Here is a 13,235-nt window from a genome sequence, read left to right as displayed (position 1 = left end):
GACGCGGCGAACCACAGCACGCCGCGTCGGGCGATCGGTGCTTTCCCTCCGCCCCGTTGCGCGACTATGCTGATCGGCCATGGGGTGTGTCGGCATCGATCCGCCGCGCGCCCGATCCTCGGTTCTGGCCGACCTCCCCCTGCGCCAGGCGCAGGCACGATGCCGGCCCAGTTTGGAAAGGTTCCCGCTTGCTCACCATCCACTTCACCGCCACGCCGACGGCCGATATCCGCGCGCGCGCGCTGCCGCGTGCGGCCGGACAGCCGCTCGCCGCACTGGTCGCCGACGACACGGCGCGGGCCGTGGTCGAAGCTGCCGCCGAACGTCTGGAAGACAAGCCCGGCAGCCTGATCGACGTCCTTGCCACGCTCGACGGCACGCTGCGTCGTCTGCTCATTGTCGGCACGGGCAGCGACAACGCAGCCGAAGCCGCCGGTGCGGCGCTGGTCGGGCGGCTGCTGACGTCGGGCGAAGCCGGGCTGGTCATCGACCTGCGCGGCCTTGATGCGGCGCTTCAGGGCGAAACCGCCGCCCGCTTCGCGCAAGGGGCGGTGATCCGCAGCTGGCGCCATGACCGTTATCGCACGCGCATGCCCGAGCGGGAGCGCGCGACGCTCACCACGGTCGAGATCGTCGTCGATGAGGCGGCGATCGCTGCCGCCGAGGCAGCATGGGCGCCGCTTCGTGCCGCCGCCGAGGGCGCGGCCTTCACGCGCGAGTTGGTCGCGGAGCCTGCGAACATTCTCTACCCCGAGAGCTTCGTCGAGCGCTGCCGGGCGCTCACCGAACTCGGCGTCGAGGTGGAGGTGCTCGACGAGGCCGCGATGCACAAGCTCGGCATGGGTGCCCTGCTCGGGGTCGCGCAGGGTTCGGCCCGCCCGCCCCGGCTGCTTTGCCTCAAATGGGACGGTACGGGCGGCACTGCCGAGCCGGTCGCCTTTGTCGGCAAGGGCGTCACCTTCGACACCGGCGGCATCTCGATCAAGCCTGCCGCCGGCATGGAGTCGATGAAGTGGGACATGGGCGGCGCCGGTGCGGTCGCCGGCGCGATCAAGGCACTCGCCCTGCGCAAGGCGCGCGCGCACGTCATCGGCGTCTGCGGACTGGTCGAGAACATGCCCGACGGCAACGCCCAGCGCCCCGGCGACGTCGTCACCTCAATGTCGGGACAGACGATCGAGGTGATCAACACCGACGCCGAGGGCCGGCTGGTGCTGTGCGACGCGATCTGGTGGGTCCAGCAGACGTACAAGGTCCGCACGATCGTGGATCTGGCGACGCTGACCGGGGCGATCCTCATCAGCCTGGGCCACGAATATGCCGGTCTGTTCGCGAACGACGACGGACTGGCCACGGCGCTCGCGGCCGCAGGCGACAAGGTGGGCGAGAAGCTGTGGCGGATGCCGATGGGTCCGGCGTTCGACAAGCTGATCGATTCGCCGATCGCCGACATGAAGAATGTCGGTCCGCGTGAAGGCGGATCGACCACCGCCGCGCAGTTCATCGGCCGCTTCATCCAGGACGGCGTCCGTTGGGCGCATCTGGACATTGCCGGCACCGCCTGGGCCGACAAGGCGGGGACGCTCTACGACAAGGGTGCCACCGGTTACGGTGTCCGGCTGCTCGACCAGTTCGTCAAGGACGTGATCGAGCGCTGATCGGAACATGCGCCCCCGCCGTGCGACCGCGCAGCGGGGGCGCGTCATCACCTCGGCCCGGTCCGTCCACAGACCAGTCGCGCGACGCGATTACGCTATTCCGCCAGAAAACGCTGCGCTGCCGCGATCACCGGCCGCACCCATGCCGGATCGACGCAGCGCCGGTCATCCTCGACCGTGTGATGATAACGGTGCGCACCGACGATGCCGGCGGCCGAATAGCCTGCCGCCACGATGTTCGCCAATTCGCCTGCGGCATTGCCGTTGGCCGGATAAGCAGCCTCCAACCCGGGCAGGCCGGCAAATGCCATACGCGCAGCGGCAACCAGCGGCGCGCTCGCCATCAGGTAACGCTGGGGATCTGCGGTCGGCAGCGCCAGCAGGCGGCCCCCACCCAGTTCATGCCAATCGCGCGCCGCCACGGCGGCGCCCAGGTGAAACCAGAGTCGCGTCTGCGTCGGCGGCGGGACGAGCGACAGCGCATGCTCGGCGCCCAGATACTCATATTCGTGACCGCTATTGCACAGCGTTATCACGTTTACGCCGGTCAAGGCACGCGCGGCCCAGCGCGTGAGCGCCAGCCATGCCGCGACGCCCGGTCCGCGTTCTCCCGCACAGCCATACCAGCCCGAACGCGGCGTCGACAGCACCAGCCATGATGCCGCGCCGCGCTCGAGCCGCCCGATGACGTTGAACGCGGGCCGACGCCCGCCAGTCCCGTCGACGGTCAGCGTGGCGACGACGCCCTGCTCGGCGGCCGCCAGCCAGAGACCTGCCGCCTCGGGTGCGAGCACCGCGAGCGGGCGATCGAAAATCGGCGCGTCCGCCCGCGCGTTGAACGCGATCGCCTTGCCGGTCGGCCCGTTGGGAATCAGCACCGCCGCCGCGGCGCCGCGCGTCCGCAGCGCCGCCAGCGTCGTCGCGATCGGTCGCGCGAGCAGGCTCGACCAACGCGCATGGGGCAGGTCGATCAGGGCGATGCATCCGGTGAGATCACGGCCAACCGGCACGCGCGGGTCGATCCGGATCAGCCGTCCGCTTGTCCCTGCCGCTCCGGTGGGCACGACAATCGCCTGCGGAAGCACCGGCGTGCGGGTACCCGGCATCGCCAGTTCGGCACGCGTCGCCTCGAAATAGGGCGCATCGAAGGGCTGGCGCAGGGTACGATACCCCGCCGCTTGCACCTCCGCCTCGATCCATTCGCCGCACGCACGATCGCCCGGCCCGCCCGAGGCCATGCTGCCGAAGCCAAGATAGCGGTCAAGATCGGCTGCGACCCGATCCCCGGCCGTTGCAGTTGTCGTTGGCGTCGTCGCCGCCGCCTGCGCTGCAGGCCCCAGCAGCGCGGCGGACACCACCGCGCCGCCGAGCATTTCGCGTCGGGTCGTTCCGCCCGATCCGGCCATCACCGTTCTCCTTGCGCTCCCGGCTTCACCATATCGTTACAGGGGCTGGGCGCGAACAAGCGGCGGCACCTTCCAGCGCCGGTCGATCAGCGACCGGTCGGGATAATAGGCACGCAAGGCGAGCCGCATCGGTCCGTCCGGTGCCGGCAACCAGTTCGCCGCGAGCGGTCCCTTGGGTTGGGTGTGCTGGATCACGATCTCCAGGCTGCCATCGGCGCCGCGCACCAGCCCCGGCGTGCGATCGCCGATCGAATAGCGGTGGATGGGGTTTTCGACGAGGAAATAGCGGCCGTCCGGCTCGACATCGTACATCGTCAACGACCAGAATCCCCGCACCGGAATCCCCGCCGCGGGGATCCGCCAGCGATAGGCGTCGCGTCCGGACAATCGCTGGCCGGCAGGATCGAAGCTGGCGTGGAAGTACATCGCTTCTTCCTCACCCAGTGCGGCGATGCCGCCCAGTGCAATCGCGGCGCGAAGCCGGTCATTGTCACCGAAATTGCCGACGCCGCGCGGCTGGTACGTCCAGCCGCCGACAACCAGGTCGCGAAAGAGGAAGGCATCGCGCAGCGTCTTGAGCCCGATCGGGAAATAGGCAGCCCAGCGCGCGAGCACCGCTGCATCCGGCTCGCGTTCGGTACCGATACCCAGCGCGGCAAACCGCTTTGCCCGCGCCAGATGCCCTTGCGCGCCAGGCGAACGCGCCAGCATCTCGTTCACCACGGCCAGGAAGTTGCGCGGATCGCTGACCTCACGCACCGCCTCGTTCACAAAGCCGCGCGGCGGCGCCCGGTCGGCGGGCACCACGACCGCAAACTGGCGCTGGATCGCCACCGCGGCCGCCAGGTCGTCGGGGCCATCGACCAGGATCCGTACCAGCATCCACACGTCGTTGGTCGTTGAGCGGAACAATGTCACGCCCGCCGGCGCGCTGCCGCGCCACTGCGGCCCGACCACCCAGAAACGGCCGCCACGGCCGCCCGTCGCCCGGGTGCCGACATAGGCGAAATTGTCGGTGAAGGCGTCCATGAACTGGATCGAGAAATAGCGGGACGGCACGTCCGGCGCCACGACCTCCACCGGCCCCGACGACACATCAAGGAATGCGGAGGAATAGATGGTATCATTGTTGGGTGCCGTCACCACCCGTTTGGTGGGATCGGAAAGCGCCGTGCGCGCAGTGATCTGATTGATTACGCCCGACTGTCGCAAGCATCGGGCCAATGTCTGCTCGGTCCGCGCGAACTCGTACAGGGTGAAGGCATAGAAGAATGCGGCACGCATCGCCGGGTCGCCCTCGTCCTCGGCGGTCCCGAACCGACGTGCGGCAGCGCTCGCGGCCCCACTCATCAACAGGGGGGCGGCGGCCAGTCCCATCAGCAACTCGCGGCGACGTGCCAGCGCCAACGGGCGCTCCGATTCCAGTTCGATCATCCCTCTCTCCCGTCGCACGCGCCTTCGCGGCGCGCTTTCGATTCCAGCATCTCCCGGCGGCGCCAGACTGGCGGTCTCGCACGGATCGCACCAGCCCCATCGCCCGGGTGCGATCCATGCGAGACCGTTCAGCCGACGCCGCGCGCCTGCCCTTCCCAAAACGGCGCCCGCAATTCGCGCCGCATGATCTTTCCCGCCGCGTTGCGCGGGATCGCGTCGACGAAGCGCACCGATTTCGGGCATTTGAACCCTGCGATCCGCTGATGGCAAAAGGCGATGATCGCCGCGCCGTCCACCGATGCAGAGCCAGGCGCGGGCACGACCAGCGCCGTCACCGCCTCGCCCCAATGCGGATCGGGAATGCCGATCACGGCGACGTCGCGTATCTCGGGGTGATCGTGCAGCGCATTCTCGACCTCGACGGGATAGACATTCTCGCCTCCCGTGACGATCATGTCCTTCACGCGGTCGCGGATGTAGAGATAGCCGTCCGCGTCGAGATAGCCGGCATCGCCGGTGTAGAGCCAGCCGTCGCGGATGGTGGTGCGGGTGGCGTCCGCATCGGCTGCATAACCGGGCATGACGACGGCGCTTCTGATCACGATCTCGCCCGTTTCCCCGGCGCCGAGCGGCGCTCCATCGGGGTCGACGATCCGGATCTCGATCCCTGCTGCGGCGCGACCGCACGACAGCAGCAACGCCTCGTCGCCGCGATGATCGTCGGGATCGAGCAACGTCACCGGACCGGTCGCTTCGGTCAGGCCATAGCATTGCGCGAAGTCGCAGCCCATCCGCGTCTGCGCTGCAATCAGCACTGCGGGCGCGATCGGTGAACCGCCATACACGATCAGCCGCAGTGCCGACAGGTCGGCATCCGCCATCGCAGGGGCTGCCAGGCATGCCTGGATCATGGCGGGCGCAAGTGTGGTATAGCTTACGCGCTCATCGGCCATCAGCCGCACGGCACGATCGGGATCGAACCCGGAATCGAAGACCAGCCGTGCGCCGGATTGGGCGCTTCGCAACACCGGGCCGATCCCGGTAATGTGGAACATCGGCGCAGGGGCATAGATCACGTCGCTGGCATCGAGCGCCATCACCCCCTCACTGAACGCCGCAATCGACGCCATCACGTTGGCGTTGGTCAGCATCACGCCTTTGGGGAGGCCGGTGGTCCCGCTGGTGTACATCTGCAGCACCACATCGTCCGGTTGCGGCGTCGGCAGTTCCGGTGCGCGCGCGGTTGCGGGCGTATCGCGCCACGCCGCGAACCCATCAGCCCCGGGATCGTCGAAAAAGCAGACCGGAAGATCTGGCGCGGCCGCCTGCAATGCGGCGGCGAACTGGCGATCGGCAAAGATCCTGCTCGCCCCCGCATGGCGCACGATATAGCCGATCTCCGACGCGCTCAGTCGCCAGTTGATCGGCAGCGCCACCTGCCCCGCCCGGAAACAGGCGAACAGCAATTCGACCTGCTCCCGCGAGTTCCGGCCAAGGATCGCGACACGGTCGCCAGGCCGTCCCGCAATCCCCAGACGTTCGGCGAGCCGCGTGACGCGCGCGTCAAGCGTGGCGAAGTCGATCGCCGCATCCCGCGGACCGATCGCCGCAGCGCCGGGAAGCCGCTGCGCGGTCGCCCGCAACAGGGCATCGACGACGCCCGGGCGGACGGGTTGCGGCACGGTCGCCACCTTGCCTTCCCCCATCACCAGTTGAAGCTGAACTTCGCGCCGTAGGTGCGCGGCGTGTTGTAGAAGTCGTTGCCGCTGACCTCGACGGTATAGAACAGGTCGTCGGTAACGTTCTTGACATAGCCGAGAAGCGACCAGCGTTCGGCCCGGATTCCGGCCGAAAGATCGAGCATCGAATAATTCTGGCTTTCCCGCTCAAGCGAGGCGTTGTCGTACCCGCCTGCTGCCGTCTGATAGCTCGCAGTGAATACAGCACTCAGCCCGCCGCCCAGTTCGTGATCATAGTTGCCGGTCAGGTTGATGATGTAGTCCCGCGTGCGTGGGGTCGAGCGACCCGAAAGATCGAGGACGCGGCCCTGATAGATGATCGTCGCGCCGTCATGCCAACGACCGCGCTCTCCGGAAAGGTTGAAGCCGAGGCTGAACCGCCCGCCCGCGACCCGCGTCGACGCGTTCATTTCGAGTTCCGCGCCGTAGATGTGGTTGTCGCCGACATTTTCGAGCGTGAAGGTGGGATTCACCGCCGTCAGCGGTGTGGTCTGCTGCACGTTCTTCGTGACGCCGTAATAAAGCGCCAACTGGCCACGGAAATCGACCGGCCCGAGCGCGGCCCGCCATTTGGTGCCCAGCTCACCCTGAACAATATCCTCGGGATTATAGGGAACGCGATCGAAATAACCCTGTGCCGGGGTCTGATTGAAACCGCCGGCACGATAACCGGTCGCGACACGGGCATAGAAGCTCAACCGGTCCGATGCCCGGTAGTTGAGCGACACCGTCGGCAGGAAGCGCCGCCAGGTCCGGTCGAAATTGGTGAGCGGGATCGCCTCGTTGGTGGTGAGGTCGAGGTCGATCTGCTGGAAGGTAAAATGGATCCGATCCACCTGGAACCGCGCCTCGGCGGTAAGATTGAGGCGGCTGGTCAGGTCGTAACCGATCAGGCCATAGACCGAATAGGACGTCGTCTCCTGACGCGATTGCTGCAACCGCAATTGCTTGCGCAGCGTGTTGGCGGTGGCGCTGGTTCCGGTGATCGTGCCGGTCCGGTTCGAATAGACTTCCGACGTGAACGTCATGAAGTCGCCGCCCGCCAGCCACGACAACCGCGCCTTGCCGGTCGAACCCCAGCGCAGTTCGCCGCCATAGCGGTCGAACGTCTCGCCCTGCGCGTCATAAAGCTGGGCAAAGGGGACGCGAATGCCGAGATAATGGTCGAAATCCGCAGCGGTTCGCGCGCCGTCGCGACTTTCGAAATCGGCAAGCACGGTCAGCGCCGACGGACCGAAATCGTGCGTGAACTCGCCGAGTGCGCGCGTCTTGTCGATATTGATCCGGTCGACGACGTTCAGCCCGGTCCGGACGAACGGATCTGGATCAAGCACCTTGTTGCGCCCCAGCGAGGTATAGCCGGGCGCTTCGGAGCGCGAATGCTCGATCGTCAGATACGCGGTCGACGCCGTATCGATTCCCGCACCCAGCGTACCGCGCACACCCCAGTTGAGCTGCTTGTCGATCGTCTGGCCGGTCACCTGGTCGGTGTAGAAGCCGCCGCTCTGCTTGTCGCGATAGCCGCCGACGCGCAGCGCCACCGCGCTGGAAACCGGCAGGTTCAGCGTCGCCTCGGCGTCGAGTTCGTCGACCGAATTATAGCCGATCTTGCCCGACACCTGCGTCGCCAGCACCGGGCGGTTGGTGATGAGGTTGGTCGCCCCCCCCACGGCGTTGCGGCCGTACATTGCCCCCTGCGGCCCGCGATAGACCTCCAGCCGATTGATGTCATAGAAGTCCATACGGTCGTATCCACGACCGCCGAAGCCGCCGCCGGCGACATAGACGCCGTCGCGATAGATGCCCGTCGTCGATTCCGAAAAGCCGAGACGGCCGCCGCCCTGACCGCGCAGGGTGATATCGTTGAGATAGGCCGGCCCCGACGCCACCAGCATGGCACCCGCCACCTGACGCGTGAGATCGGCAAGATCGCGCACACCCAGTCGTTCGATGTCGTTCGAACTCAACGCGCTCACCGACGACGGAACATCCTCGATAGACTCGGCGCGTTTGCGCGCCACGACAATGATGTCGTCGGTCACCGACGACGGCTCGGCGTGTGCAGCCGCTGCCGACGTGCTGTCCTGACCGGTTTCCGCTGAAGTCGTCTGTGCCTGCGCCGGCCCGGCGATCCCACAGGCCAATGCCGCAACGGCTGCCCCCGCCCACAGGGCGTGGCGGCACGCAATCATGCCCATCATCATTCTCTCCCGTCACGATCGGCCTTTTGGCGGCCGATTCGCTGTAACTTCAGCGTAACAGGGTGTTCCGTTCGAGTAAACATGCTATCGGCGGGGCATTGGGCATCCCCCCCGACGATGTTAAGGCAAGTGCGTGAGCGACCAGGAAGAGACTGCCAGCTATGCGGAAATGCTCGACGCACACCGGGTGCGGCGGCGCGAGCAACTGCTGCTGGCCGCGGCCGAAGTGCTCGACGCGCGTGGCATCCGCAACACGACCATGGATCATGTCGCGCAGCGCGCAGGCGTGTCGAAGGTGATCCTCTATCGCTATTTCGGATCGAAGGATAAGCTGGTCCATGCGGTGCTCGAGGAAGTCGTGGAGGCGATCCTCCTCGCCGATCAGCAGGACGCCGATTGGTGGACCGAACGGCTTGCCTACACGCTTCCGGTCGTGCGCGAACATGCCGCGGCGATGCGGCTGCTGATCCGGCACGCCGCGCACGACCCCGAATTCGGGGTGCATCTCGAACGGCTGACCGCAGCGCTGATTGCGCGCGTCGACGAACGGCAGCTTGCGATCATGGATCCGGCGCGGGGGCAGGCGCCGGGCGATAACGCGGTGCTGGCCGGATCGGTGACGAACTTCCTGCTCGACGCCTATGTTCGCTGGGTCGATCGCGGCGACCCTGCACAGGACGGTGCGTTTCTCGCTTGGATCAGCAAGACCGTGCGTGCCATGGTCTATTTCTGGCGCGGGCTCGAGCCGCCGGCCACCCCGTTCGACCGCCCAAGCCGCTGAACGCCCGGCCAGGGCGGCCCTGGCAAGGAATGTTCAGCGCGCCAGAAACACCACGCCCGGCAGGGCCACGCCACGCTCCGCCGGTGCCAGGCGGCCGTCGGCGCGCAAGCGCAGTCGGGCGACGTTGCCTGACCGCTCGTTGGCGACCAGCATCTCGCCGCGCGCCTCGTCCAGCAGGAACAGCCGCGGCCAGTGCCCGCCGCATGCGGCATGCTGGATCGGCGTCAACGTCCCGTCGAACGCCACCGCGAAAACGGCGATGCTGTCATGTCCGCGATTGGAAACATAAAGCCGCGTGCCGGTGCGGTTCAGCGCAATATGCGCCGCCGCTGATTCACCCGCGAATCCGGTCGGCAAGGTTGCCACCGTCGCCTTGGCGTTGAACCGGCCATCCGGTTCGGCCACGAGTATGGTCACCGTATTGGCCAGTTCGGCCACCAGATAGGCAATCGGCAGCCGCGGATGCCGTGCGAGGTGCCGCGGTCCCGAGCCGGGTTCGGCCTGATAGGCGATCGAACTTTCGGCGATGTTCCGTGTGCCGGGGGTAACATGATGCAGGAAAATCGCGTCCGCACCCAGATCGACGGCGTGAAGATGTCGTCCCTCGGCTGCAAATCCCACCCAGTGCGCATGCGGCCCCGCCTGGCGCTCGCGATTGGGGCCGCTGCCACGGTGCTCGATCCGCCTGGCCTCGCCGGTCGGCAGGCCGGTGCGCGCATCGAGTTGCCATAGCGCTACGCTACCGCTCGTATAGTTGGCCACGGCAAGCATCCGCCCATCCGGGCTCAGCGCGGCATGACAAGGATCGGCGCCGTGCGTCGAAAAGCGCGCCAATTGTCGCAGCCCCCGGTCATAGATCCCAAGCCCGCCTTGCGGCTGCTCGTCGAGCAGATAGCGCACACCCAGGCTGCTCGAACGCACGCCGAAAGAGGCATTGCGGATACTGCGCAGCACATTGCCCGCCCGCCATCCGTCACGCTCCGCGTGCAGCAGGGCGAGCCCAGGACCACCCTCGCTGGCATAAGTGCCGGCGATCAATCGCGCACCACCCGGTCGCGGACGCGCAAGGGCGGGATCGATTCCCAAGGCCAGCGAAGCACCGATAAACAGGCGTCGCGAAACGGAAAATGCGGAAATTGCCATGTCAGCCTTCAACCATGGATCGCCGATCGGGTCAAAGCGCGGCAATGCACGAACGCCCGGCAAGTTCATTCACGGCAAGGCTTCAGCCGCGAGCGCAAGCTTCGCCCGCCGTCGGGGCAGGTTCAATGTGGCCGTCAGCGACCGCAGGCGAACCTGCCCGATCGTTCATGGGCCGCGCGGGCGGCCCCGTCCGACGTCAGAACTGCTTGCTGACGCGCAGCCGGAGTTGCCCGGTCCGCTCACCCGCCGCGCCGCGCAGACCGAGTTCCATATCGATCATCCAGCGCGTGACCAGACTCAGCCGGCTGCCGAACAGCAGCTGATACTGTTCACGCTCCCAGCCGACGCTCCGGATGCGATAGGTCGAACTGCCGGCGAAGTCGGCATAGTCGAGCCCCTGCACGCCGGCGCCGCTGAACTCGTGCAGCCACTCCGCCCCGACGCGCGGGGTGACCTTGGCAAAGCCCAGGTCGCGCGTGAACTCGAATCGCCCGCCGAGCACCCCGGTCAGTGACCGGACATTGCGCGCATCGAACCGCAGCGAGTAGCGATCCGCACCGCTTTCGGAATAGGCATTGAGCGTACCGTCGAGGAACTCGAAACGTCCATAGCCGGACCAGCGCGTCTCGTCCGAGATCCGGTCGATCCCGACCGACAGTGCCCCGAAAGTCATGTCACCGCCGCGGCTGCCCAGCGCGACAGCGCCGGTGGCCGCGACGTTGCGGCGCGTCCGATAGTCCAGACTGCCGTGCCCGATCATCGCGTCGACGAACGATCCGTCGACAGGCGTGAAGCTGCCATAGGCGGCGAACACCTTGGTATCGCTGCGAACACGTGCCGCATCGCCGTCGATACGGCTGACGTCGCTGCCATAGCCACCGCCGACGCCGATCGTCGCCCACTCGGCGATGCGCAGGTCTGCACCGCCCGACAGGCCGCCGCTCGACAGCGTGATCTTGGCGCGGCCCGATCGCCGATCGAGCGTCCCGATCTCGATCGATCCACCGCTCCACAAGGCGATCGATCCGATCGGCCGGGCGCCGGAGCGCCCGTCGTCTTCGTCTGCGCCCTGTTTCTGACGCCCCGCCCCGCCGTCACCAGCCGTCGCCGCGTTTGCGCGATCGGTTGCCCTTTCGATCGGACGGCCGGGCATTGCCGGATCGGTGAGCCCCCCCGTCCTGCCCATCGCCCGCCCGGCGATACCGCGATTGCGGTCGTCGCCCGATAGTGCCGGATCCTGGCCGATATTGTCCGGCGTGCGCGGCACCGCCACGGCATCGCGCAGGTTGAGCGAGATGCCGAGCGGATTGGTCGCCCCGCCGCCGTGATGAAGCTGCTGCGCGCGCGCCATGAAATTGGCGACCTGTGCCCTGGCGAAGCGGCGTGCCGTCTCGGCCTGAGTGTCAGAGATCGCGCGGACGGCCGGATCCGACGCGGGGTCCGGCCGCGCCGTGACGCTGACCGTCACCACGGCCGGTGCCGAGTTGCCGAAGGCGTTGGACAGGCGGTAGCGCACGGTGACGGTGCCGCCGAAATGCGCCTTGGTCGTGATGTCGAGGCGATAGCTGGGATCGTTGGCGCTTCCGCCCTGCACGATCCGCGTTGTCGCCGCGTCGCTGGGCGTCACGCTGTCGACCACCGCTCCGGTGAACGGCCCGCCCACCGCTCCTTCGGTCAGGTCGACCGAGACGGTCTGGGCATCGCCGATCTTGGCGGTCTTGGGCTGTGCGGTGGGCGCCTGCCCGGTGACGGTAATCTCCACCGTCGCCGGTGCCGAGCGCCCGCCCGGCCCCACCGCGGCGAACTGGAAGCTGTCCTTGCCCGAAAAGCCGGGCCGCGGCGAATAGGTCGCCGTCCAGCCCGAGACCGATTCCGGCTGCGCAGCAGCAAATGCCCGCCGCGCCGCAGCGCGCGCACCGTTCGGCCCGGTCAGCGTGAGCGTTCCGTTCGACGGCGGCGAAACCACCTCGATGGTGTCGAAGTTGCCCGAGACAAGCCGTCCGAGATCGATACCGACGCTGGCCCCGCCCTCGACGGTGGTCCCGGCGGCGTTGACGTTGACCGGCGCAGCGGCGGGCGGCGGCGGCGTCGCGATCATCACGCTCACGGTCGCGGGCGCGGACGTGCCGCCCGGACCCGTCGCGGTATAGGTGAAGCTGTCTGTGCCATAGGCGCCCGCGGTCGGCACATAGGTCGCGCTGGTCCCGCTGATCGTCACCGTCCCCTTGCTCGGCGCGGTCCCGACGGCAAGCGTCGTGTAGACGCCGCTCGGCAGCAGCGTGATCGCCTGCCCCGCACTGTTATAGGGCACGTCGGCACTGACATTCGCCACGGTCGGCGCGGCCGGCGTCGCGATCGTCACGCTGACGGTCGCGGGTGCGGACGTGCCGCCCGGACCCGTCGCGGTATAGGTGAAGCTGTCTGCGCCATAGGCACCCGCGGTCGGCACATAGGTCGCGCTCGTCCCGCTGATCGTCACCGTCCCCTTACTCGGCGCGGTCCCGACGGCGAGCGTCGTGTAGACGCCGCTCGGCAGCAGCGTGATCGCCTGGCCCGCACTGTTATAGGGCACGTCGGCGCTGACATTCGCCACGGTCGGCGCGGCCGGCGTCGCGATCGTCACGCTGACGGTCGCGGGTGCGGACGTGCCGCCCGGGCCCGTCGCGGTATAGGTGAAGCTGTCTGTGCCATAGGCGCCCGCGGTCGGCACATAGGTCGCGCTCGTCCCGCTGATCGTCACCGTCCCCTTGCTCGGCGCGGTCCCGACGGCGAGCGTCGTGTAGACGCCGCTCGGCAGCAGCGTGATCGCCTGGCCCGCACTGTTATAGGGCACGTCGGCGCTGACATTCGCCACGGTCGGCGCGGCCGGCGTC

8 protein-coding genes are annotated in these 13,235 nt (G+C 67.7%); 2 read left to right on the top strand and 6 right to left on the bottom strand.

The genetic code is table 11. From position 1 onward, the window contains the following. Positions 1-188: 188 nt before the first annotated feature. Complete coding sequence (locus tag ACT3CF_RS08220; protein WP_478421763.1) at positions 189-1,658, top strand: leucyl aminopeptidase; 1,470 nt, start codon at positions 189-191, stop codon at positions 1,656-1,658. A 95-nt stretch (positions 1,659-1,753) separates the two neighbouring features. Here the strand turns inward: ACT3CF_RS08220 and ACT3CF_RS08215 are convergent, their stop codons facing one another. From ACT3CF_RS08215 to ACT3CF_RS08200, 4 genes are all read right to left on the bottom strand, one after another. After that, positions 1,754-3,064 (bottom strand): hypothetical protein, encoded by a 1,311-nt coding sequence (locus ACT3CF_RS08215; protein WP_478421762.1) that lies wholly within the window; start codon positions 3,062-3,064, stop codon positions 1,754-1,756. 36 nt (positions 3,065-3,100) lie between these two features. Continuing rightward, positions 3,101-4,498 carry a DUF1254 domain-containing protein gene (locus tag ACT3CF_RS08210; RefSeq protein ID WP_478421761.1) on the bottom strand — a complete coding sequence of 466 codons (1,398 nt, stop codon included), beginning with the start codon at positions 4,496-4,498 and terminating at the stop codon, positions 3,101-3,103. Between the two features lie 128 nt (positions 4,499-4,626). Next, entirely contained in the window at positions 4,627-6,180 is a 1,554-nt protein-coding gene (locus ACT3CF_RS08205) for a long-chain-fatty-acid--CoA ligase (RefSeq protein WP_478421760.1), read from the bottom strand. A 23-nt stretch (positions 6,181-6,203) separates the two neighbouring features. Beyond that, positions 6,204-8,438 carry a TonB-dependent receptor gene (locus ACT3CF_RS08200; protein WP_478421759.1) on the bottom strand — a complete coding sequence of 745 codons (2,235 nt, stop codon included), beginning with the start codon at positions 8,436-8,438 and terminating at the stop codon, positions 6,204-6,206. A 133-nt stretch (positions 8,439-8,571) separates the two neighbouring features. On the opposite strand from ACT3CF_RS08200, the gene ACT3CF_RS08195 reads away from it, so the two are divergent. Beyond that, a complete protein-coding gene (locus ACT3CF_RS08195; protein ID WP_478421758.1) occupies positions 8,572-9,219 on the top strand; it encodes a TetR/AcrR family transcriptional regulator in 648 nt (215 codons plus the stop codon). 33 nt (positions 9,220-9,252) lie between these two features. On the opposite strand, the gene ACT3CF_RS08190 is transcribed toward ACT3CF_RS08195, so the two are convergent. Both ACT3CF_RS08190 and ACT3CF_RS08185 read right to left on the bottom strand, forming a co-directional pair. After that, positions 9,253-10,431 (bottom strand): lactonase family protein, encoded by a 1,179-nt coding sequence (locus ACT3CF_RS08190; protein WP_478421757.1) that lies wholly within the window; start codon positions 10,429-10,431, stop codon positions 9,253-9,255. A gap of 127 nt (positions 10,432-10,558) precedes the next feature. After that, positions 10,559-13,235: autotransporter family protein (locus ACT3CF_RS08185; RefSeq protein ID WP_478421756.1), on the bottom strand; the 2,677-nt coding region annotated here is incomplete at its 5' end.

The sequence above is a fragment of the Sphingomonas chlorellae genome (assembly GCF_056485145.1).
Note: the sequence above shows the minus strand (reverse complement) of the source record. Positions and strands in the feature narration are given on the sequence as shown.